Source organism: Shewanella chilikensis, from assembly GCF_002836945.1.
Taxonomy (GTDB): domain Bacteria; phylum Pseudomonadota; class Gammaproteobacteria; order Enterobacterales; family Shewanellaceae; genus Shewanella; species Shewanella chilikensis.
Map to the genome: position 1 here is coordinate 1 of NZ_NIJM01000046.1, position 22,251 is coordinate 22,251.

The window sequence follows — 22,251 nt, forward strand, 5'->3', positions numbered from 1 at the left end:
TATGCTCGTAACTGCGCCCAGACAGTGCATCTTCACCACACAAAAATGCCCGTCTAACGCAACGGTTAATCACGTGGTAAAAGGGCGTACTTTCAGCATCTATCAACTGGCGGCGGGCTGTGGTCATAACCAACCTCGACTGAGCTTTGATAGGTATTTCAAAGTCTATTCAAGGCTGTGCGAAACATCAAAAAGATATGGATTTCCTGTATTTCAGCCCTGTATTTCATACTGTATTTCTTTCTTGACTCGCGTTGCAGGTTTGTGTTTTATATTTGATTTATTAAGCATGTCACAAAATAGTTTTATGGCGTGATAGTCACTATATTAAATTGTCTTGATATAAAGTGAGCACAGGGGTCTGGTATGTCTAGCTTATTCAGAAAACAGGCCGTTGAGGCGCAAAAACAAAAGCTACATGGCGATATATCGCTTGCACAGCCCCTGTCTATTTACAATTCTGCGTTTATTATTTTTGTCGTTGTTACGGCTATAGCTGTATTTCTCTCTTGTTCCCACTATGCCAGAAAGGAAACCGTTCGAGGGTATTTGGTTCCTAATAAGGGGCTTATTAAGACATTCGCCAATCGTAGCGGTAACGTTGAGAAACTACACGTGTCAGAGGGAGCGCTAGTTCAAGAAGGAGACCCTTTAGTGACTATCGTTTTCAGACGCAGTATGACCTCCGGTGAAGAACTCAGTGAGTCTTTAATTGGCGAACTGAAACAACAGTTAGACTTGCTCGAGGCTGAACGAGTAGTCAACCAAAGAATGTTGGCAGATGAGTCTGTTAGGTTGAGAACTGCGATTTCAGATAATCAAAGTTCACTCTCCGTCATTACTAATCTGGAGAAATTGCTTTCTGAAAAACTGTCGATGCAACTGTCTCAGCAAAATCAGCATAAGAAGTTATATCAGGACGGTTTTCTTTCTGAGCTCGATTATCAGTCTCAGCAAGAGAAGCTTATCAATATTCGACAAGAAATAGAAAATGTTAAATCCAATAAAGTAACCGTTTCTAGTCAGTTAAATGCGTCACAAGCTGAGCTTAAGCTGTTACCCTACCAGTACGCATTAAAAGAGAGTGAGATTAAAAGGCGTCGCTCAGACCTTCAACGTCAAGTCGATGAAACTGAAAATAATTATCGCTATGTTATCCGCGCTGCAGAAGCGGGAACGGTTGCCGCAATACAAATAGTTGATGGAGAGTTTATTGCGACAAATCGCCCGTTAATGAGCCTTATCCCTCAGGGCGCAGAGCTGGTCGCAGAGTTACTATTACCTACTCGTAGTGCCGGCTTTATTAGAGAGGGGGATGAGGCAAGATTACGCTTCGATGCCTTTCCTTATCAGCGGTTTGGATTCCTTGAAAGCCATATTTCTCGCATTGACAAGGCGTTATTGCTCGATGGCGAAGCCAGAGTACCAGTTAATTTGTCAGAACCTGTTTACCGTATTCGGACCCAGTTGTCTAAGCAGGATATGCTGGCTTATGGAGAAGCGTTTCCGCTAAAAAGTGGCATGTTGCTTGAGGCTGACATTGTGCTCGATAGGCGAAGCTTACTCGATTGGCTGCTTGACCCTATATACAGTCTGAAAGGTAGGGTCGGCTGATGAATGCTTCTACAGATATGACTACTGAATCCTCTCCAATTGAACTGTTGGAATTTTCAGGTAAGAAACGCGTGCCGCTTATATTGCAGGCGGAAATGGCTGAATGTGGTTTGGCTTGTATCGCCATGGTTGCTAGCTTTTATGGCCACAAACTCGATATGGCAGCGTTAAGGAAGCGTTTTAGTGCGGATTTAAAGGGGATGAATCTGCAACAAATGATTGTCCTCAGTGACAGCATAGGGCTTGCGAGTCGCGCGCTGAAGTGCCCGATAGAAGAAGTCGGTAAACTCACATTACCTTGTGTGCTGCATTGGGACATGAATCACTTTGTGGTGTTGACCGGGGTGACTAAGTCCGGGGTGAGCATCAATGACCCTGCTTTTGGGAAAAAGACACTTACCTTTAATGAGTTTGCCGAGCATTTCACAGGCATTGCGCTAGAGTTGACCCCAACCAAAGGGTTTGAGCAGGCTGATGAACGCCAGCAGATGCACTTGTCGCAACTCTGGAGCAAGATGACTGGGTTAGGACGAGCATTAACGACCCTTTTCGTGTTGTCATTATTGTTACAAGTCTTTGCGCTGGTCACGCCTTATTACATGCAGTGGGTGGTTGATGAAGTGCTCATTAGCCAAGATAAACCATTACTCATAGTGCTGGCAGTAGGTTTCGGATTACTTGTGGCTATCAACGTAATTACCACTAGCGTGCGTAGTTGGTTGGTTTTGCGTGTATCGAGCCTGCTCAATATGCAGATGGGGGTCAATTTATTGCGTCACCTGCTTAGACTGCCCATGAGTTATTTTGAAAAGCGCCATGTTGGTGATTTGGTTTCGCGGTTTGGTTCACTTGCCCAGGTGCGAGAGCGTTTAACTACAGGTTTAGTTGAAACGGTTGTCGATGGTGTCATGTCAATAGCCGTGCTAGTGATGATGTTAATTTACAGTGTCAAGTTGACATTAGTTGTTGTTGCAGCAATTTTACTTTACGCCTTATTGAGGTTTGCGCTTTATCGGCCACTACACCGCGCAACCGAAGAATCCATACAATCGAGCGCCAAAGAGCAAACGAATTTCTTAGAGAACATTCGCGGCATACAAACCATTAAACTGTTTACCTGCGAGCCCCAGCGCCAAAGCTTATGGCAAAACCGTTACAGCGAAGTGATTAATGCAGATATCCGTTTGGGTAAACTCAAAATCAGCTTCGACGCCATGAACAAGCTGTTGTTTGGTGTGGAGAACATCATTGTGGTTTACCTGGCGGCGACGATAGTGATGAGCGGTGGCTTAACAATCGGTATGGTGCTGGCCTTTATCGCCTATAAGAATCAGCTAACGGAGCGTGTTGCGAGTCTGATTGAACAACTTATTTTGTTTCGCATGCTGCGTTTACACCTCGACCGTATCTCCGACATTGCGCTGCACGAACAGGAAGCAAATAGGGAGAGCATTACTTCCCTCAACCAGGTGACAGGACAGTTAACGCTTGAGCGGGTGAGTTTCCGATACGCACCAAATGAGCCCTGTGTCATCGATGATGTGTCGGTAACCATTAATGCCAATGAATCCGTTGCCATCGTGGGGGAGTCGGGTTGTGGCAAGACAACGTTAGTAAAGCTAATGCTTGGGCTGTTGACCCCGACACAAGGGCGAATTTTGCTGGATGGGCAAGACATTACCCAAGTTGGATTAGTCACCTATCGCAAACAGGTTGCCGCGGTCATGCAAGACGATACCCTGCTATCGGGCTCTATCGCAGACAATCTTACCTTCTTTGACCCCGAGCCTAACTACTTGCGTATGCAGCAGTGCGCACAAATGGCCGCCATTGATGCCGACATCAGTAAAATGACCATGGGGTATAACACCTTGGTGGGGGATATGGGCAACCAGTTCTCCGGCGGGCAAGTACAGCGCCTGTTGCTTGCCAGAGCCCTGTATCAGCAACCGAGCCTGCTGTTTATGGATGAGGCCACCAGTCATCTCGATGTTAATAACGAAGCAAGAATTAGCGAGCAGATAAAACATCTCGACATGACGCGCATTATCATTGCCCACCGGCCGGAAACTATCAAGCAGGCTCAGCGAGTAATGGTTATGCATCAAGGCAAAGTCTACACACAAGATGAAATGCAGCAGTTGATGGGAGTGGTGCAGTAAAGCAGTCAATTGATAAAAAGGATTTTAACTGGTGAAGTATGACGTTCAAAAATAACGTGCTATTTCAAAAGTTAAAAACAAGGGCGCGGCAACTTTAGCCGGAAACCGCACCCTTGGTCAGTCGCTTAAAGCCAAATAAACCTAAAGGGTTCGTTTGAGCGCTTAGGCAAACATAACGTTAAGAGTTTAAATTAAGGAAGATATTATGCAAGTATCAAAAATTGAAGAGCTAACAATGAATGAGATTGAGCAAGTGAATGGTGGTGCGGTACCCGTAATAGCCTGGGCTATTCTCGAAGGTGCTGCGGGTCTGGCTGGAATTTTTGGCGGTGGATGGGCTTTGGGGCACTATTTGTATAGTGATAAATAAGGAAGAATTTTATGACTGAATTAAACAAAAGTGAAATAGTTAAAGTATCAGGTGGTTTTGCACCGGTGGTTGTCGCCGCAATGTGGTTAGGTCGCGCAGGAGCGGTGGCAGGTCTGGCTGCTTTTGGATACTATTTTTATAATCGAGAAAATTAAATAGGAAAATAATATGCAAGAGTTAACTGCTAATGAGAAACTAGAAATTTCTGGTGGCATGGCATTCTTTGTTTACTTTGCAGCAGCTTATTTAGGAACATTTGCTGGTGCTGCTGGATTCGCTTACGGCGCTGTAGATGCAATGTCTGAGCAAAAGTAGTAATTATGCGGGCGTAGGCCCGCATCTTAAAAGGAGGTCTGCCATGATTAGCCGATTTTTTTTTGCTGTTGGTTTAATTTTAGCTTTCATGTGGTTTTTAGGGGTTAGTTCAAACTTTAAAAGTGAAGGTTATTTTATTTCAGACTCAGTTAGTACTGGTGGGAATATTTTGTTTTTTATTGCACCGGTATTGTCTTTTTTTTGTATCGCAAGACATTTTAAATATGGAGTCAAGGTGTTCGATATCTTTCTCTTGGTTATCTGTATTATTGCAATCACTTATATTTCCATATAAGAGTTAAGAACGTGGCGGTTTTTATATTCTTTAATTGCAACCATTCAGCACAATAAAAATATTATGCCTTTTCACAATTTTCACAATTGAACTAAACTGTATGTATAAACAGTGCCATTTAGTGAGAATTGTGATGAAAACTTCAGAAATTAGCTTTTTAGAATGGGAAAAAACTATTTCAAACTGACGAAGATTGCTTGAATTACTTAAAAAATTAACGCTGACCGAATGGCTTTGTTTACCCCCACTGTTGGCATCACAAAGGGTGCCAACTAAAGTGTAGAGAGCACATTCAGTGCAACAACTGTAGAAAGCAAGTATCGGTTACATCTGGCACGTTATTCCATAGTACTAACTTGCCGTTATCTAAATGGTTTTTAGCTATTTACTTTGTTGGCTCCGACAAAGGTAGCATTTCAACATTGAGACTAAGCAAGCTAATAGATGTTAATTGGAAGACAGCTAAATAGCTATATAGACACCTCTCCGATGCAAGCACCGGCAGGTTTCTTTCTGACAAAGTAGCCACACACATATATCCGGCTTCGTGAGCCCTGATGAACATCCGCACTCTCTGTCCTCATTAGTGCCATGGCTTTTAGCAGCCCAGCTATTTGTCAGGTTCACAGAGAGTCGGTTCTACCTGTCAGCACATCAACTCTTTGGACTGGCGTTGTTGCCTAAATAAGCGGAACCTTTTTCGCTTTCCATGATCTGATCTTGCATAACAGGTCTTCGGTCAGTTTCATGGGTAAGTCAGAACGCAATATCACCAACTGGAAGCAATACAATCAGGCATTAGTCAACCGTGGTTCGGTTACCTTCTGGCTGGACGAGGCAGCGGTTAACGCTTGGCATTGCACAAAGCATCACGGCGGTCGTGGCCGTGGCTTTCAATTCAGCGACACCGCCATCGAAACCGCCTTGATGCTCAAAGGGATTTTTAAGCTGTCATTACGTGCGACCGAAGGGTTCATCAACTCCCTGTTTCAGCTGATGAAAATACCGTTAATTGCTCCAGACTACAGCTGTATCAGTAAACGCGCCAAGACGGTGAACGTCAAGTACCGCAATCCCTCAAGAGGTGCGGTAGCGCATGTTGTCGTCGATGCCACAGGCCTCAAAGTGTATGGCGAAGGTGAATGGAAAATGCGTAAGCATGGCAAAGAAAAACGTCGGGTTTGGCGCAAGCTTCATTTGGTTATCGATGCCGCTACACATGAAATTATCGGTGCGCAAACAAGCCTTGAAACTGTAGCAGATAATGAAGTACTTCCAGCGTTACTGGCTCCCCTAAGACGCAAGCTTAGACAAGTCTCCGCTGACGGGGCTTACGATACCAAAGCTTGTTATAAATTATTGCGACGAAAGCAGGCGAAGCCAACGATTCCACCTCGCTCAAATGCCGGATACTGGGAACCAGGGCATCCTCGAAATGAAGCTGTGGATGCACTTAAGGCCGGAGAGTTGAAGCAATGGAAATTGATGAATCACTACCATCAGCGTTCCCTATCTGAGACCGCCATGTATCGCTACAAATAACTCATTAGCGCCAAATTAAGTTTGCGTGACTATAACGGGCAAGTGGGTGAGGCATTGGCTGGGGTTAAGGCATTAAACAAAGTCATAAGACTGGGTATGCCTGTTCGCCAGAAAATCTCGTAAAGCAGCTGAAAGCCTAGGGGCAGTTGCGTTCAAGCGAATGATTTGATCAACAACGCCGCCTAGCTCTTTAAACCAATCGAGGCATTGTTGTTCTAGTTGGTCTTCAGTAATCATTAAGCCTTTATCCTTATTATTTATTCCATGCGCTCTTAATCAACCGTCCGGTTTGGTTATAAATGCCAACCTGCTCAATGTAATGGTGGAAATCCCTATTTTCAGAGACGATTCGGTTTGCAGATTGCCAATCCACGTTGACTCTCTCTTGAGCTGGAATGAGTATTTGGCTATCAAACAAAGATTCAGTATCCAGAATCAGCACGCCAATCCCGTGCAAGCTCGACAACATTTGCAGCTCACCTTCAACGTCGCTATTTAAGCCTGTGGCAACAAGGTAGCCGAAATTGGCCCAACTCGAATTCGATACTGCTTGGAAAAAGTATTTTCGTACGTTGCCTTTAGTAAGATGTTTCTTCACTTCAAAAGACCAAAGTCGAACCGAGCTATGATTCCCACTGCGCACACAGCTTCTCACAATTTCATCCCAACCTTGGTCGAGCGGCTCTAGCGCCACCACATCCGGATGTAACCAGTGATTGCCACCGTTGCCATGAGAGTTTTTAGATTTACGCTCGTCAATACGCTGACAGTAAAGGCCCAGATCCTTACTAAGGTACTCAATCAACATTGGGTAGAGATCGTGTTCGCTTAAGCTTTGCGGCACGAGAGGCGTATCGATGTCTGATTCATCTGCATCGCTAAGATCATCTTCCTGATGAGCAGGTGTAGACTTCTGCTCCCAGTAATAAACCCGAGGTCTTGGTTTGTCACGAGTGGCGATATTAGGACAAACGATTTTCGCTCTTTCAGTACGTTCCCCACCAATTTCTGCCGCGAGCTGGGCGATAAGCTTGTCTTCGGTGTTGTATCGAGGGTTTGCTTGCTTCTCAGCGATTTCTTCTGGATATCGAAGCACAAATTCTTTGGCTAAATCCCGAGCAGTAAACTTCTTGTCGGGGTTCGCCTTGAGCGTTTCGATAATCATTTCTACTCGGGTTGCCATTATTCGACCTCTGCTAATTCTTGAGCTTGTCCTAACTCGATTTCGCCCGAAAGCGACTTAGTATTCATTAAAATTTAGTTCCGTTAACTTAATCGCTTTCCAGTTGTGGCGAGCTTTAGATTTGTCCCAACTCATGATACGGAGTGCTCTGACTTTTGATTCATTTTTTAAATTACCTATAACAAAGGGAGGAACAAAAGTATCCTCGACAAATCCGAAGCCTTTGGGTGCTATTCGAAGCGTACCCTCTACATACGAAACATCAGCCATATCTACTTGCTTGGACGATGAGGAAGCTACTACTTCTTTGTTTCCATCAACACTCGCTACGGATAGCTCGACATAGTCACCAGCCTGAGGTTTCTGCTTACCTTTATGAACCCCCATGCGAACTGATAGTGATGTTGACTTATTTACGAATACTTGAAAGCCTTTACCGGATTTATGAATATTCTCTACGATAGCAACAACCTTCTCCATCGGCCCATGCAAGTAATTTAAAGCGTCGTGAGAAATAGAGTTTAAAAAAGGACTCAGTTGCTTTTCATCGACACCAGAATCATACCAAGGCTGCATAGATAGCTGTTCTAACTCTTGCTTTAGCTTCCACCCATGAGTTTGATAAGCCGCAATAGCCGTTTTTAGGCACATTGAGGCTTCAGCTTGCTGTTGATTTGCAAGTAATAAAGGAATAATTCCCTGTAATAAACGCAAACTAAAAGTAACGTCATGTGCGGATACTATTCCCCTCGCAAAAAACTTCATTGCTAAACGCTGATCTTGTTTTGAATAGGTAGCCGCCAACGCTCCCCAAGCCCAAGACTCTTTTTGCTTCTTTCTTAAAATGGGTAGAATGAGTTCGCGAGCCTGATCGTATTGGCCCGCAACAACAAGGCACTTCGCTTGGTCGTAATCAAGCCACATCATATGTTTAGTGTCAGAGGCTTGCTCGCGTGTTTGGTTAATAAATGCCATCACTTGGTTAAGATCTAGATGCCAATACTCTCGTGCTCTAAGCCATGCACTCGCCACTTGGCGTGCTGTTGAGAGCATCAAACTTGGCACTTCACCTTTTTCAGCTTGAAAAGGTGTTTTAGCCTCATCATCAAATAGTACAGTTTGATGTCGAAGCACAAGGTGAATCAAGGTAGGAAACCATTCCAAACTCTTCTTAAACTGAACCAGCAGCATTTTGTACTCTAGGCCGCCAGCAGCAATATCTAAATTTACTATGGTTTGCAGCAAGTTCTCTATTTGCTCAAATTCAAAATCAGTAGGACGATAGTTGTTTGAAGAACTCGCTCGCTTATTTAGATTTTCAAGCTGGTGCTTAAGAAACTCATAACACACCCAAAATAAAGCACCTTTCAAGTAAGTATCTTGGGGAGCTGCCTGCAACGCTTGAAAACCAAACTCCCAAGCCCCTTGCAGGTCTCCGCTCTTTCTCAAATTATTTACTGTACGATTAGCTGGCTCATTCATAGAAGCACACCTATTTGACATATTATTTCGTCAATGAGCCTTGTGGAATTACTAAGCTGAGGCATAGGTTGAACTTTAGTAAATTGGCTAGACTTGTTGTACCAAAACTCAATCACCGCCAACTCATTGCCTTTAACAAATGCATATCTTTCACAAAATGAACGAGATTCAATTTTGCTTATATCCGCTCCAACACTGTTTATTTGAACCAGTACATTTAGATAAAACTCTTCTAAGAATGGCTCTGAAAAATGGAACTGAGTATCCTTTGAAGGCTCAGGTACATCAAGCAAAGTACCTTCTAATTGGCCAAGCAAAGCCATGAGTTCAACATCGAACCCATCTTGAGTAATGCTCTTTACGCCAGACACTTTCCAGTTACCCTTGTAATTGAAACTTATCGAAGCCTGCTCATTCCCGCGCTGCAAGATGTAACGATCTTGATAGTTATAATGAAGGACATCCACTACAGTAATCCCTGTACCTTCAATACATGCATCAACAAGTTGATATAGCTTTTTAAGTTGCGGGATGTCAGTCTGAAAATCAAACTTCGCTGTGGCTACTGAGTTCGTTGCTTCGGTACTTGGTCGTACAACCTCAACGTCTTCAGGAACAGAATTGTCGAAGTTTACTGCTTTGGGTTGATACGCGCCTGCTATTTTCATTCCATCTCCTAAGCGCAACTGAGGTGGATTCATTACATACAGGGTATCAGAAGTTCTCGTTATAGCGGTGTATAACCAGCGGAAGTAATCTTTAGTTAAGGCTTTTTGGTGTGTTTGACACTGTAAAAAAACCGTTTTCCATTCGCTACCCTGTGCTTTGTGTCCAGTAATGGCATAACCAAACTTAATTTTAAAAGCATTGAAATAAGGGTCTTGCAATAATGCAATTCTAAGCTTTTGTTCATTACCTTTACGTCTCAGTTCTGGGTGTCGATTTAAAAAGTGAACATAGAGTGCTTTGTGCTCATCTGACGATAAGGTAGGCTGATCATTGTAAAGTAGGTTTTCTACAATTTTTGCTTCAAAGAAGAATGGTTCACCATAGTCGTTGCGAAAGCCTAGAATCACATCCCTAAAACTCAGATTTACTTTTCGCTTAACCATGTCACCAGTGTCACCTTTGACGCTAATGACAACACTAATCAACTCAGAATGAGGAGATAGTACTTCCTTGATCATGCCAAATTCACCGTTGGTAATACAAGCGTCTGCTCGATAGTGATTTGCTACCGAAATGACTTTATCTCCTGCGACCATTTGCTGTTGACCAGTAAAGAAGTACTCTCTAACTAAACGGTTATACTCAGCTACTTGTCGGTTTGAAGAAGCAATAATAATACTTTCTCCTGTACGACTAACTTTTCTATCACATGAGTCTAGATAAGTACCAAGTAGATTCTCCGAGGTCAAATTAAATACATCATGGTCATTAACTTCAAATTTCAATTTATTAAAGATATTTTGCTCTAAACCATCACGCAACATGGCTGCATTGTTCAAAACACCACTATCACCTTTTTGACGAACAACTTCAGTCAAGTACCCTGAAGCCACAGCGACTTGATAATTTTCTTTAAGGTAACTGGCATCTAGCGCTGGTGACGTATTCATTCCTACAGGCGGCAACTGTGCATTATCACCAATAAAAATAACTTTCTTATTATGATCGTTGTGGTCAATATTTATGTACTTAAGCAAGTCTTTTAATAGATATCCGCTTCCAAAACGAAAAAACTCACCATCGGAATATCTGTCAGAAACCATTGACGCTTCATCAATTATATAAACAGCTTCCGCGGTATCTACATTGACTTTAAGGTCAGCATAGCAACGATAAGTTTCAGACCCTTCCACACCGTCAACTTTGTACTCTTTCACGTTGTCGTAATTGTATATCACGCGGTGAATAGTGCTGGCAGGTTGCATTGTTTTGTCTGATATCACTTTCGCGGCTTTCCCCGTCGGGGCCATAATAGTGAATTCACGACCAATTTTTTCTAGATACTGAGTAATTCCTTTAGTTATAAATGTCTTACCTGTACCTGCATAACCATTAAGTAAAAATACATTTTGTTTAGTATCGGTGAGAAACTCATTTATTTGCTTAACTATTTGGTTTTGACCTTTAGTTAAACTGATGTCTTCAAAGCAATCAAATATATCAATATTTCGGCGCGTCACTTCCATATCAAGCTCAAAACTTGAAGCGGATGAAATACTAGCTTGTTTAAACTCTTCACGCGTCCTGTAATCAAAGAAGGCTTGTTGTGAAGCGACTAGATCTTTTTGTTTTTGTTCAAGTTCAATCTGTAATAGTGCTTGCTCTTTTTTTACATTGGAAAGTGTGTCGTTTTTTTCGTCTAGTTGAGCTATTAGCTCATTCGTTCGTTGTTGATATTTATCATTATTATCAGTAAGTTGAGCCTTTAATTCAGCTTCTCGTTTATTGAGTTCTTGACGTTGACGCTCTAACTCTGCTTCTAAGCGAGATGTTTGATCGATAGGTTTTACCGGATCAACAAACTCAGGAGGAGTGATAGGCTGATTGAGAATGGCTTGAGCATACCAACGGGCGACTAAATAAGCTTCTTTGATTAACCAGAGTGTTTCATTGAGGGAAATGTCGTCTGAACCATTGCTAGAGTGGGCAGCCTTGTTACCTTTATGTCGCAATACATCTAACTTGGCCCAAATTCCCTTGTCACTGACAACATCCTTGAATTCGTAGCTGCGCAGTCGATTATATAAATCATCACGAACAGGTGGTGTTAGCGATAAACGTGAATAAATTTCCCCAACGACCAATTCAGTAAAACACCTTAGTTTCACGAGTGCTACCTGCTTATCATCGTGACAATATAGCTCTGCACTTTTACCAAATTGAGCAAGCTCAGGGTTGATGTCTGTTAGAAAATTAAAATTACTCATAATTCTTAATTTATTCCTCCAGATGCAGCAATAAAACTACTTACTTCAATTTCGCCGGATAGCGAGTGAGGATTGGTATCATCAACAAAGGCCTCGAAGAACTTTGTTTTGACAATACCGTCCCTAAAGTAGCCCTCTTGAGCAAGAGCTTCTATACAAGGTTCGCAATAAACAAGAACACAAAACAAACCCGTAATAGCCTCGATAACATTGGTATAATTGACATGAGAGTCTTTAGCTAACCCAAAATCATGTTTGACTTTATTGTAAGAAGTCCACCAAACAGGAGTGCTGTAACCTTTAGGGTAATGTGCTTTAGCGCTACTGTAATCAGAGTGATTATGAGGCAGCATTTCTTTCAACGATCCAAATGGCTGGTAGTCCGTAAATTGACCTTTTTCTTTCCCCTGAAAATTAGCAGAATGGTAAAAGGTAACCCGTCGATTTTGTAGGTTAAACAACTCAGCATTTACACATGCAAACTTTGGAAAATTACCGATAGAACGATTACCATTTCCATCAACTTTCAACTCTTGTTTTCGGTCTCTCTTGTCCCAAATTTTGGTTTTGATATCGCAATTCCATAAATCGGAATGTTTAACACTTAGGGAACTAGTTGCCATTTTTACTAAATACGACTCGATGATAGGGCAAGCCTGTAGTAACAGCAGGACTAATTTAGGGGAGTAGATATTCTTGTGCTTATCGGAATAATCGATTACAGACAGAAACTTAGTCAGTTCGTCCTCGATGCTCAAAAATAATGAGAAATAGTCTTCATACTTCATTTAAAGTTCAATCTCCCCACTCAAAAGCTTAGGAAGTAGAGTGTCACGTAACTCAGCTAGCGTGGCATTCTCCAGTTGATTAACTAGTATTTTTTGCATTAAACCACCAATTGTTTTGGGCTTTGTTGCGTAATTCGGACAGGAAACCAAACCGCCTGAAATTGAGCAATTCCTATACAACATACTGAGTTTCAGGCATACCAAGCCCTGTAAGCTTGTTCAGCGCTTTGATCATGGCGTAAGTCTCGCCAACCTGAGCATTGTAACTTCTTAAGCTTAATTTCCCACCTAAATAGCTGTTCCTAAATGTAGATCACTGAGTTTCGAAAATAGAAGGAACTCGGCTCGATTCAAGCGATCTGATCAATCGCCAAACCAACCAACTCACACAAACCGAGCCGAGATCATGATTCTAACATTACCAACCCGCTCTGAAAGACGTCGAATACAAAAAAAGATGCATAAAACCAGAGATAAAGACGAGTGCCGTCGCCTGAATGCCATTCTCTTGTTGGCATCTGGACGTACTGTTACTGAAGTATCGGGCTTGATAGCTGCGGCGCGTTCTTCAATCAACAGATGGGTCAGTTGGTACACTGAATGTGGCATTGAGGGGCTGGAGTCTTCAACCAGAGGCCGTTCCTGTGTACTTCCTTTCCAACAAATAACGAGTGTAATCAAACTACTGCTTCAATTTTCCCCCCAAGAGCTTGGATACCAACGTTCCCGCTGGAGTACTAAATTAATAGCTCTTGAGATTAACCGCTTATTTTCGCTGCAGGTTTATTCCTCAACGATTCGGCGGTGGTTACCTAAACTTGGCGTTGTTTGGCGTAGAGCCGCTCCCACCTTGCATATCAAAGATCCTCATAAAGATGAGAAGCTTGCGGAAATTAAGGCAGCTTTGAAGCGTTGCAATATAAACCATCCCGTATTTTATGAAGATGAAGTTGATATCCATCTCAATCTAAAAATCGGCGCAGAATGGATGCATAAAGGCCATCAAAAACGAGTGACAACGCCGGGACAGAATAGCAAACGATACTTGGCAGGTGCGCTACACACAGGAACGGGGAAAGTCAGTTATGTCGCCAGTTCCAGCAAAGATTCTATGCTATTTCTTTCAATGCTGAAATTGCTCAAAAGACAGTACAGACGAGCCCAAACGATTACGCTCATTATCGATAACTACATCATCCACAAGAGTAAAAAGACTCAAGCTTGGCTCAAGTAAAACCCAAAGTTTATCTTGTTGTTTCAGCCGGTTTACTCACCTTGGGTCAACAAAATAGAGCAGTTGTGGCACGCACTACATGAAACCGTTACCCGAAACCATCAGTGCAAAAACATCTGGAAGTTGATGGAGCGGGTTAAGTATTTTATGGACCATGCTTCACCATTCCCTGGTGGCGGGCATGGTCTCATGAAAGTGGAGCACAATTAGGATCACTTATTTAGAAGGGTGTTGATTGTACCAGTACTTGATAACAGCATCGTCCATCCAAAAGGTTAACGAACCTCTTTGAGTTAACGCTTGATTGTATTGCTTCCAGTTGGTGATTTTGCCCTTGGCTTTGCCCATGATGCGACCTGATGGTAAGGTTTCACGATCAGATCACAGATGAGCAAAATGGTTCAATTTGATTTAGGCAACAATGCCGCTGTATCGACCAATTCAGTTTCAAAACCATCCACTTTTATATCCTGCGGCTTGCCACTGATGGGATCGATAAAGCGCAAGCGACAAGCCATCAGCTTGAGGGGCTTATTGAAATTATCTTCGCTCCTGGGTTGCAGTTCGGGGTAAAACCTGTCGTTCAGCAGTGGCATTCCAAGACTCTGCATATGCAGCCTGAGTTGGTGAGTCTTGCCGGTAATTGGACTCAGATTGAACAGCCCCATATCGCCATTAACGGCGATGAGACTGATTTCCGAGTGACTGTTGGCCTCACCCTCGGCCAAACGCATGATAAAACTGGGCTCGCCCTTGATAAGGCGATTTTTCACCGTCCAGTGCAGCGGCAGGCTAAGTTCGCCAGTTGCCAATCCCGCCTGAAGCTCAGGTGTCAGCCGCGCCAGCGCCTGGTAGTCCTTGCGTATCTGGCCTTCACGGAACAGCGCATGATAGGCATGCCGGGTTTCGGGATCTGTGGACATCAGCATGACTCCGGCCGTTTCTCTGTCCAGCCTGTGTGCCGGCGCTATGGTTTCTATCCCGGTGCGGCGCCTTAACCTGTGCACCAGGCACTCGTTGACATAGTTACCGCTGGGAGTCACAGGCAAAAAGTGCGGTTTGAATACCAGAATACTGTGCTCGTCCTGAAACAGGATCCGCTCTTCAAAAGGGATCCGGGTTTCTTTGGGGACTTCACGGTAATAGTAGACCCTGGCGGTAGGCCGATAAGGAGTATCAGCCTGGATAGGCTCGCCATTTTGCCAGTGTACCTTGCCGGTTGCGACCCGCTCACGCCAGACATCGGCATCGATGCGGCTGAAATGGTCGATAAGAAAGGCCAATACAGTGGGCTTATCGGTCACATCCCTTGGCAAGACTACATAGGAGGGCTGTGCGGCTCTGTCTGTTTGGCTCATAACTCTTCCGGCAAAATAAAAAATGGCGACTCGGGGCCGCCATTCTACTCTATCTGCCTCAGATTATTCGAGGCGAGTACACTCAAAGCTGCTGCTGAACATGGGACTTAATCAACTTGAGCACAAAGTCCATGGTCTTGTGGCAATCAGGTTGATTCAACAACAGCTGTTTGTCCTTGTTGTATAAGGGCAAAACCTCCAACCAACGCTGGCTCACCCAGGCGGCATCATCCAGATGCACTTCTGATGAGTAGAGCCCGCGCAAATCCGGGTTGACCTCATAAAACTGCTCCAGTGCCGCGCTGATAAGGGTGAACTCGCCCCGAATAGGCTCCTCGGCCCAGTTGGGACAATCCATTACTTTTGCCAGCCAGCGGCCATCTTTTTCCTGTTTGGCGGACAGGACTTTGACCCTTTGCTTGCCTTCCAGGGTGATACTCAGCGAGTCATCTTCGAGCTGATTGAAGTCGATGAGCTCGCAGCGAGTGGCAATGGGAAAACTGGGCGGCATGGCAACGTTATTACGCATTCCGAAAGCCAGCGGATATTTCCCCTTCAGGACATCGGCCACCATGCTCAAGGTAATGGGGTCAAGGATCCTGATCTCAAGCCGTCCACCTGGCAACAACAAGGCATCATAGGTCAGTAACGCCATTTCCTGTGTATGCATAGCAACCTCCTTCCCCTCGGGGAGTGAGCAACCGAAAGCGAACCTGAGGTTCAACATTCGTTTTAAAGTCTAGCAGTTGCTGAAATTTCATCCATTGGCAATTTAGGCTAGTCCTTAGGTCTGCTAATGAGTTAGACAGGCGTTGAGTGGATTTTGTTGCAAGCGTATTTATAGAAGCTCCAGCCTTTGGGCTATTTTGCCGCCGAGAAATACCTCGGCAAATTCATCAGCCAATCTGTTACTCATATCGGCGGCGCGGCGCCAATATTGAATTCGACTGGCACTATCCAAGGTTTCAAAGTCCTTGCGATCTGGAATTTTGCCATAGGGTAACGAAGCGACAAACTCCTCTGTGGGTGCCAACACCAAAGCATTGTGATAACGGCGCTTGGCCCGGCGCCAAGGCAAGGATTTATCGAACCATCCCGGCGCCATATGGGGATAAAAATGCGGATACAGGGTCAACCCCGGCGCCCGTGACAGCGGCAGGTCGAAGTGGTAATCGGTGATGCCGCCATCATAGAAGTGCCCGTTGGTCACGCCGCGGATTTCGGTTACCGGTGACAGCAGCAACGGAATAGAACCTGTGGCCAGCAACACGGCTTCGATATTGTCACTGCTGAGCAAGGCGCTGTCTCCCGGGAGATCCTTCAGCTGAGCGAAGGGGGAACCCTCTATGGCAGAGGCGAATACCAGACGCTCAAAGTGCCACCCCAAGGTGCGGCGACTGACAAGGTTGGTCATGGCGGCAGCGCCCAGGCCTGCCGCCAGCGCCAACTTACTGCCGGCCCGGTTCAAGTGACGGGCGCGGCATACCACTATATGGCTGCGAATATGCGGCTGTTTGAGGATCTCTTCGGCGCCGCTGGTGCCTAAAATCCCGCTGACTATACCGCGGACCTGGCGGCTGACCTCTTCCCGACTCGGACGGGTTTCATAGCGCTGGCCTATGTAGAGCTGTTCCAGCCTTTGATAAGCCGCCAGCGGATCTGCCTGAGCCAGACAGGCCAAACGCCAGGAGCCGGATGAAGCACCAAGAGTGTAGAGCGGAGTCTGCCTCTGTTTGAAAAACTCACCAAACAGGTATTTATCTAGCCCGGCAATCCCCAGCCATTTGGGACCACCGGATGCCGCCAATAGTTGAGTAAAATGCTCAGGCTTTAATCCCTGTTCCATCAATGTCTGATGGGCGTCTGTACCGGCAAGAAATCGCAAGTTAGCCAAAAAGTCACTCCCTGAGCCGCAAAAGTCACAGGCAAGATACCGCAGCCTTGCACGGCAACCAAGTTTGACTCAGTATTTCCCCTCCTCCCGACGGCTCCGAAAACGGCCGGGATAGCCCTTGTTTAAATGTCCAAGAAAATGTTCTAAAGACAGCTTTGAAAGTAGAGATAGTCATAAATAGGCTGTTAACTCAAAAACCACTGTATAAATAAAAGCAAAACAGCCAATTAACCCCCAAATAAACCCAATATCAGCAGATATCGCCAAAATAGGCAGCTCCCCAAACAACCAAGTTCAGGGAAAGATTTTCTCGAAAAAACCAAATGTTTCTAGAACGCTGCGCTCTGAGTTATCACTTTTACGTCTAAATGCATCAATTGTAACAATGCTACTATCCGCGCAATAAAAATGCAGTTTTGAATCATTCAAGAGGTCGTATGCGCTTAGTTCTTATTTCACTGGCAGTGGCGAGTCAACTGACTGTTCCTGCCGTCTTTGCTGCCGAAGAGCAGCCCAGTATCGAAACCATCTCCGTCATAGGTTCACGTATCGCCCTGCGGACCGCCACCGACAGCGTGGCACCGGTCGATATCATTACGGCCGAACAACTTGAAGCCACTGGCATGACGGAAACCGCCAAGGCGCTGCAGTTTGCCGCACCTAGCTACAGCTTCCCCTTCTCCTCGGTCACCGATGGCTCAGATGCGGTGCGTCCCGCCAGTCTGCGCGGCCTGTCACCGGACCATACCCTGGTGCTGGTTAACGGCAAACGCCGTCATGGCTCGGCACTGGTCCACCTCTCAGGGACTGTGGGCAAGGGCTCCTCCAACGTCGACCTGAACGCCATCCCTATGACGGCCATCAAACGCATCGAAATTCTTCGTGATGGCGCTTCGGCCCAATATGGCTCTGACGCCATAGCCGGGGTGATCAACGTAGTGCTCAAAGACAACAGTGAAGGTGGCATGGTATCGGCCCAAGCCGGTCAAACCTATCAGGGTGATGGCGAGCAGTGGCGTGTCGGCCTCAACCACGGCCTCGGCATTGGTGACACTGGCTTTGTGAATCTGTCGCTGGAAGCACATCACAAGAACAGCACCAATCGCGCCGGTTTGGATCCGCGTCAGCAATATCCATTGCTGGCCGATGGCAGCCCGGATCCCCGCGAACAAACCGTTAACCGCAAGAATCACCATGTGGGTGATGCCGAATATGACAACCTGGGGTTGTTTCTCAATGCCGCTCAGGAGTTTGCCAATGACAGCAAACTGTACGCCTTCGGTGGCTTGAGCCAGCGCGAGACCCGCTCCGGCGCCTTCTTCCGCCGTCCACTGGATAGCCGCAATGTTGCCGAAATCTATCCCGATGGTTTCCTGCCGCAGATAACCCCCAAGATCACAGATCAGTCGCTGCTGCTGGGTTATGAATTTAACCTGGGCGAGTGGCAGTTGGATGCCTCGGCCGGATACGGCAAGAACCGCTTTAAGTACCGGGTCGAGAACACACTCAACGCCTCTTTGGGCCCCGGCAGCCAAACCGAATTCAACGCAGGTACCCTGTCCACCGAAGAGTGGAACCTGACTCTGGATGCCTCACGTTACTTCGACTTTTACAATGACTCAGAGCTCCTGGTCGCTATGGGCACAGCCTGGCGCCAGAACGCTTATCAGGTGGAAGCCGGAGAGCAAGCCTCTTATATCAATGGCGGTTATCAGAACAAGGCCGGCGGCAGCCAAGGCTTTGGCGGCTTTACCCCAGAATCGGCGGTAGATGAGGACAGAGACAACATAGGTGTCTATCTCGAGGTGGAAAACCAACTGACCGACGACTTCTACTGGGCCGCCGCGGTGCGCTATGAAGACTATTCCGACTTTGGTGACAACACCAGTTGGAAGCTGGCGGCCAGATACGATCTGACCGACAACCTGGCACTCAGAGCCACGGCCAACACCGGCTTTCGCGCACCCAGCGTGCAGCAGTTGTACTTCACCAATATCTCGACCCTGTTCAACCCGGATCCCGTGACAGGCCAGCTGGTACCGACCGAGTCGGGCACCTTCAACAACCTGTCTTCCGTGACCCAGGCGCTGCAGGTAGGCAAGCTGCAACCCGAGTTGTCAGAGTCCTTCAGCCTGGGATTGGTATACACCAATGATTCCGGTCTGGCGGTGACTCTGGATGCCTATCAGATCAGCATAGATGACAGAATCGTGCTCTCCAGCTCACTGACACCTGCCGACTCCCAGGTGGTGGCAGATGCACTGGCCGGTACCAACGCCGAGTCGGCACGCTTCTTTATCAATGCCGTCGATAGCCGCACCCGAGGTGTGGATCTGGTGGTGACCCAGGACTTTGATCTCGGCAGCTACGGCGATCTGCGCGCCAGCCTGGCCTATGCTTATAACGACACGGAAATCCGCGATATTCATCTGCCAAACCTTCTGGATGGCCTGGAAGACCAGCTGTTTGACCGTATAGAGCAGACCCGGATGACCAAGGCCAATCCGAAGAACACAGGTAACCTGGGGCTGACCCACAGCCAGGGCGACTTCAAGACCAATCTGCGCCTGAGTTACTTTGGCCCCTACACCATAGGTTATTCCCGTGAAGACGTGGAGTACGACGGTAAGTTCACCGTGGATCTGTCGCTGACCTATGCGGCCACAGATAGCCTGAGCTTCACCGCCGGGGTGCAGAACCTGTTCGATACCTATCCGGAAAAACGTCCGGACGACAACAACTTCAACGGGATCTTCGTCTACCCCTTGACCAACACACCTTTTGGTTTCAACGGCGGTTACTACTTCCTCGAAGCCAGATACAGCTACTGATTTACCGGGAAACACATTTGCAGGGAAACATATTTGCAGGGAAACATGGGGGCCGGCGATATCGCCGGCCTTTGTGCTTTTTGGCGCTGATGCCGCTGATATCTGCCGCTTGGCAACTCAAGCGCCTGTAGGCGCCTGCTGCTTCTCAAAGAGATCAAACTACCAGCAGGAATGCTATTATACTGAGCCAACCCCTTTCACCAGAAGATACAAAATGATAGTGGATACTCTGGCCAACCGTGGCCATTACCGAGTGCTGGGCCCGCGTATTCAGGCAGCCCTGGATTATCTGGCCGCAACAGACTTCAGCCAACTGGCCCCCGGCAGCTATGAACTGGATGGTAAAAAGCTGTTTGCCATAGTCAACGATTACCACACCAAGCCCAGAGAGACTGAGCCATTCGAGGTACATAGACGCTATCTGGACGTGCAGTATGTGGTCAGTGGTGAAGAGGAGTTTGGCTACCTGCCGCTGGGAGCCCAAACGCCCAGTCGCCCCTATCATGAGACGCACGACTATGCCGAGTTTGATTATCAATCCAACCGCCAAGCCGCGGCATTTATCCCTTTGAAGGCCGGCATGTTTGCCATTTTCTTCCCCGGAGACATGCATATGCCGGGTACGCTGGCCAAGGCCGTTGCTGTCCGCAAGGTAGTCGTAAAAGTACTGTTGGATTAAAAGAGCACTTGCAGTAAAACGCCCGCGATTGCGGGCGTTTTGGGGTCAGTGGTTTACTTATCGTCTTGGGGTGTGGGCTTGCAAAGCATCTCCTCGGCGCCATAACCCCAGGTCACCCTGGCCTCGCCCTGATGCTCCCAGAAGCTGTAGTCACCGCCCTGATACTTGGCGCCGCTACCGCTTGGCACACTGAACATCAAAATGCTTCTGTCACCGCGCTCGGCAATCATGGTTGCCGGCTCTGTCTCGAAGAAAGTAGTCACCAACTCATTGGCCGGGTTGCCGTCACAGGCAAAGAATACCGGGCCGGTAGACGCCACCAAGTGATAACGGGCCTGCAGTTCCACTATCTGCCTTTGATATGAGTCCTTGGTACATTGCAGCTTGTCTTCACTCTTCCAACATTCGTTGCGGCCCTTGATCCAGCCGCGCTGCTCGGCCTTGAGCAAGGGTGGCTGTTCATTGACCGCCTTGTCACTTGCCTTGGCATAAACCTCGGCCAGCTGCTGATCCAGTTTGGCAAGCTCGGGCTCCTGACAAATAAGCATCTCTATACTGGAAGCCCGCTCGCCCAAGGCGTTGCAATCAAATGTCGGCAGTTCCCGCTCTGTTGCCTGGGGCGAGGTTGAGCCACCACCTGTAGCCAATGCGGCGGCAACATCCTGGCTGTTATCCAGTGTCTGCTGCCCGCAGCCGCTGAGCATCGCCGCAGCGACCAACGCCAGTACAAGTCCTGCCTGTGAAACTGTCCCGAAACTCATTTTTGCTCCTTAATCTTCTCGCTAGATCTACTCGCGGCTGCCAAAGCCTTTGCGCAAACTAATCCTAGTCTAAAACCCGTCGCCTGTCCGCTGACTGAATTAAATGTCAGATCAATAAGTTGGCTACTAAGCCTTATCGACAAAATCCTGCAATGCCTGCAGGTTGGCAATTTTCAGCAAGGCGCCCTGTTTTATGATTAGGCCCTTGTCGATAAGCTCTTTTACCGCCCTGCGATAGACCCGGCCAGAGGTGCCGAATCGCTCCGCCTCCTGATCCGGGCTGCCACAGGAACCCAGCATCACCTCTTCGTGCTGACGTCTGAGCAGATCGAAAGCGATGTTATAGCTGATAGGGTGCAAGAGCCTATTGGTGTAGATGTCCAGCGAGTCCTGATAATCCCAGGCCAGGGCGCTGGCAAAAAAGAGGGTAAATTCGGGTTGTTGCAGCAGCATCTGCCTGACTTTCTTCAAGCATAACTGGCGGATTTCCATCGGCTCTTCGGCCACCACACTCCACTGACAACTGGTGGCGGTAAAGAACTCCATCTCACCGAAAAGATGCCAGTCGCAATCCAGCTCCCCCAATTGAAACCTGCGACCGTTGACGGCGCAAATATTCATCGACACCCGGCCTTCGGGCACCAGGCACATATGGGTCAACTCCCGCCCCTGAGACAAGAGATCTTCACCGGCCTGCAGCAACCGGCTCTGACCGCAGCACTCGAGCATGGCGTCGCAAAACGCCTGGTGAGACTGCGTTAGATGCGCACTGAAACGCCCGGTGCTGTATGGTTGCAGCTGCATAAC

The 22,251-nt window shown here is 46.8% G+C and carries 17 protein-coding genes and 6 pseudogenes; 10 read left to right on the forward strand and 13 right to left on the reverse strand.

The annotated features are described in order from the left end of the window. A pseudogene (locus tag CX651_RS15285) lies at positions 1–127 on the reverse strand (alpha-amylase family glycosyl hydrolase); the annotation flags it as partial. A 239-nt stretch (positions 128–366) separates the two neighbouring features. Between CX651_RS15285 and CX651_RS15290 the strand changes: the two are divergent. The 7 genes and pseudogenes from CX651_RS15290 (at position 367) to CX651_RS15315 (ending at position 6,421) form a co-directional block, all read left to right on the forward strand. Further along, complete coding sequence (locus CX651_RS15290) at positions 367–1,614, forward strand: HlyD family secretion protein (RefSeq protein WP_101056742.1); 1,248 nt, start codon at positions 367–369, stop codon at positions 1,612–1,614. After that, positions 1,614–3,776: a peptidase domain-containing ABC transporter gene (locus CX651_RS15295; RefSeq protein ID WP_101056743.1), complete on the forward strand. Its 2,163-nt coding sequence runs from the start codon at positions 1,614–1,616 to the stop codon at positions 3,774–3,776. Before CX651_RS15290 ends, CX651_RS15295 begins: the two co-directional genes overlap by 1 nt. Before the next feature lie 205 nt (positions 3,777–3,981). Further along, positions 3,982–4,146, forward strand: coding sequence for a class IIb bacteriocin, lactobin A/cerein 7B family (locus CX651_RS15300; protein WP_101056744.1), 165 nt, complete (start codon positions 3,982–3,984; stop codon positions 4,144–4,146). An 11-nt stretch (positions 4,147–4,157) separates the two neighbouring features. Next, positions 4,158–4,301 carry a class IIb bacteriocin, lactobin A/cerein 7B family gene (locus tag CX651_RS15305; RefSeq protein ID WP_101056745.1) on the forward strand — a complete coding sequence of 48 codons (144 nt, stop codon included), beginning with the start codon at positions 4,158–4,160 and terminating at the stop codon, positions 4,299–4,301. A gap of 13 nt (positions 4,302–4,314) precedes the next feature. Then, positions 4,315–4,461, forward strand: a complete 147-nt coding sequence (locus CX651_RS19900; protein ID WP_157822693.1) for a hypothetical protein — start codon at positions 4,315–4,317, stop codon at positions 4,459–4,461. A gap of 519 nt (positions 4,462–4,980) precedes the next feature. Continuing rightward, a pseudogene (locus CX651_RS20375) lies at positions 4,981–5,220 on the forward strand (IS1595 family transposase); the annotation flags it as partial. A gap of 283 nt (positions 5,221–5,503) precedes the next feature. After that, positions 5,504–6,421, forward strand: a pseudogene (locus CX651_RS15315) (IS5 family transposase). Here the strand turns inward: CX651_RS15315 and CX651_RS20005 are convergent. The 6 genes and pseudogenes from CX651_RS20005 to CX651_RS15340 all read right to left on the reverse strand — a co-directional run. Then, positions 6,371–6,535, reverse strand: a complete 165-nt coding sequence (locus tag CX651_RS20005) for a hypothetical protein (RefSeq protein WP_167398148.1) — start codon at positions 6,533–6,535, stop codon at positions 6,371–6,373. The pseudogene CX651_RS15315 and the gene CX651_RS20005 sit on opposite strands and share 51 nt — an antisense overlap. A gap of 16 nt (positions 6,536–6,551) precedes the next feature. Then, positions 6,552–7,481, reverse strand: a complete 930-nt coding sequence (locus CX651_RS15320; protein WP_101056747.1) for a COG2958 family protein — start codon at positions 7,479–7,481, stop codon at positions 6,552–6,554. 57 nt (positions 7,482–7,538) lie between these two features. Next, on the reverse strand, positions 7,539–8,963 hold the full coding sequence (locus tag CX651_RS15325) for a tetratricopeptide repeat protein (protein WP_101056748.1): 1,425 nt from the start codon (positions 8,961–8,963) through the stop codon (positions 7,539–7,541). Then, positions 8,960–11,899: an AAA family ATPase gene (locus CX651_RS15330; RefSeq protein WP_101056749.1), complete on the reverse strand. Its 2,940-nt coding sequence runs from the start codon at positions 11,897–11,899 to the stop codon at positions 8,960–8,962. Before CX651_RS15330 ends, CX651_RS15325 begins: the two co-directional genes overlap by 4 nt. Positions 11,900–11,904: 5 nt before the next feature. Next, positions 11,905–12,687: a hypothetical protein gene (locus tag CX651_RS15335; protein WP_101056750.1), complete on the reverse strand. Its 783-nt coding sequence runs from the start codon at positions 12,685–12,687 to the stop codon at positions 11,905–11,907. Between the two features lie 172 nt (positions 12,688–12,859). Further along, a pseudogene (locus CX651_RS15340) lies at positions 12,860–12,979 on the reverse strand (IS5/IS1182 family transposase); the annotation flags it as partial. A gap of 114 nt (positions 12,980–13,093) precedes the next feature. Here CX651_RS15340 and CX651_RS15345 point away from each other — a divergent pair. Then, positions 13,094–14,131: pseudogene (locus CX651_RS15345) on the forward strand (IS630 family transposase). A gap of 21 nt (positions 14,132–14,152) precedes the next feature. Here CX651_RS15345 and CX651_RS20170 read toward each other — a convergent pair. The 4 genes and pseudogenes from CX651_RS20170 to CX651_RS15365 all read right to left on the reverse strand — a co-directional run. Next, a pseudogene (locus CX651_RS20170) lies at positions 14,153–14,269 on the reverse strand (IS5/IS1182 family transposase); the annotation flags it as partial. 53 nt (positions 14,270–14,322) lie between these two features. Beyond that, complete coding sequence (locus CX651_RS15355; protein ID WP_101056751.1) at positions 14,323–15,279, reverse strand: pseudouridine synthase; 957 nt, start codon at positions 15,277–15,279, stop codon at positions 14,323–14,325. 82 nt (positions 15,280–15,361) lie between these two features. Next, the gene (locus tag CX651_RS15360) at positions 15,362–15,949 is read right to left on the reverse strand and encodes an LON peptidase substrate-binding domain-containing protein (protein ID WP_039034803.1); all 588 of its coding nucleotides are present in this window, start codon (positions 15,947–15,949) and stop codon (positions 15,362–15,364) included. A gap of 168 nt (positions 15,950–16,117) precedes the next feature. Then, positions 16,118–17,173 (reverse strand): alpha/beta hydrolase, encoded by a 1,056-nt coding sequence (locus CX651_RS15365; RefSeq protein ID WP_101056752.1) that lies wholly within the window; start codon positions 17,171–17,173, stop codon positions 16,118–16,120. A gap of 437 nt (positions 17,174–17,610) precedes the next feature. On the opposite strand from CX651_RS15365, the gene CX651_RS15370 reads away from it, so the two are divergent. Next, complete coding sequence (locus CX651_RS15370) at positions 17,611–20,004, forward strand: TonB-dependent receptor plug domain-containing protein (RefSeq protein ID WP_101056753.1); 2,394 nt, start codon at positions 17,611–17,613, stop codon at positions 20,002–20,004. Positions 20,005–20,218: 214 nt separating this feature from the next. Continuing rightward, on the forward strand, positions 20,219–20,683 hold the full coding sequence (locus CX651_RS15375; RefSeq protein WP_039034806.1) for a YhcH/YjgK/YiaL family protein: 465 nt from the start codon (positions 20,219–20,221) through the stop codon (positions 20,681–20,683). 53 nt (positions 20,684–20,736) lie between these two features. On the opposite strand, the gene CX651_RS15380 is transcribed toward CX651_RS15375, so the two are convergent. After that, positions 20,737–21,444, reverse strand: coding sequence for an MliC family protein (locus tag CX651_RS15380; RefSeq protein ID WP_229839778.1), 708 nt, complete (start codon positions 21,442–21,444; stop codon positions 20,737–20,739). A 126-nt stretch (positions 21,445–21,570) separates the two neighbouring features. Then, positions 21,571–22,248 (reverse strand): Crp/Fnr family transcriptional regulator, encoded by a 678-nt coding sequence (locus CX651_RS15385; protein ID WP_101056754.1) that lies wholly within the window; start codon positions 22,246–22,248, stop codon positions 21,571–21,573. Positions 22,249–22,251 lie beyond the last annotated feature (3 nt).

What these genes read in the sequence shown, in the direction of transcription:
- CX651_RS15335 (WP_101056750.1), bottom strand. Translation starts at nt 12,687, where the DNA reads ATGAAGTATGAAGACTATTTCTCATTATTTTTGAGCATCGAGGACGAA.
- CX651_RS15360 (WP_039034803.1), bottom strand. Translation starts at nt 15,949, where the DNA reads ATGCATACACAGGAAATGGCGTTACTGACCTATGATGCCTTGTTGTTG.
- CX651_RS15290 (WP_101056742.1), top strand. Translation starts at nt 367, where the DNA reads ATGTCTAGCTTATTCAGAAAACAGGCCGTTGAGGCGCAAAAACAAAAG.
- CX651_RS15305 (WP_101056745.1), top strand. Translation starts at nt 4,158, where the DNA reads ATGACTGAATTAAACAAAAGTGAAATAGTTAAAGTATCAGGTGGTTTT.
- CX651_RS15385 (WP_101056754.1), bottom strand. Translation starts at nt 22,248, where the DNA reads ATGCAGCTGCAACCATACAGCACCGGGCGTTTCAGTGCGCATCTAACG.
- CX651_RS15325 (WP_101056748.1), bottom strand. Translation starts at nt 8,963, where the DNA reads ATGAATGAGCCAGCTAATCGTACAGTAAATAATTTGAGAAAGAGCGGA.
- CX651_RS15380 (WP_229839778.1), bottom strand. Translation starts at nt 21,444, where the DNA reads ATGAGTTTCGGGACAGTTTCACAGGCAGGACTTGTACTGGCGTTGGTC.
- CX651_RS15295 (WP_101056743.1), top strand. Translation starts at nt 1,614, where the DNA reads ATGAATGCTTCTACAGATATGACTACTGAATCCTCTCCAATTGAACTG.
- CX651_RS15330 (WP_101056749.1), bottom strand. Translation starts at nt 11,899, where the DNA reads ATGAGTAATTTTAATTTTCTAACAGACATCAACCCTGAGCTTGCTCAA.
- CX651_RS15320 (WP_101056747.1), bottom strand. Translation starts at nt 7,481, where the DNA reads ATGGCAACCCGAGTAGAAATGATTATCGAAACGCTCAAGGCGAACCCC.
- CX651_RS15300 (WP_101056744.1), top strand. Translation starts at nt 3,982, where the DNA reads ATGCAAGTATCAAAAATTGAAGAGCTAACAATGAATGAGATTGAGCAA.
- CX651_RS15355 (WP_101056751.1), bottom strand. Translation starts at nt 15,279, where the DNA reads ATGAGCCAAACAGACAGAGCCGCACAGCCCTCCTATGTAGTCTTGCCA.
- CX651_RS15370 (WP_101056753.1), top strand. Translation starts at nt 17,611, where the DNA reads ATGCGCTTAGTTCTTATTTCACTGGCAGTGGCGAGTCAACTGACTGTT.
- CX651_RS19900 (WP_157822693.1), top strand. Translation starts at nt 4,315, where the DNA reads ATGCAAGAGTTAACTGCTAATGAGAAACTAGAAATTTCTGGTGGCATG.
- CX651_RS20005 (WP_167398148.1), bottom strand. Translation starts at nt 6,535, where the DNA reads ATGATTACTGAAGACCAACTAGAACAACAATGCCTCGATTGGTTTAAA.
- CX651_RS15375 (WP_039034806.1), top strand. Translation starts at nt 20,219, where the DNA reads ATGATAGTGGATACTCTGGCCAACCGTGGCCATTACCGAGTGCTGGGC.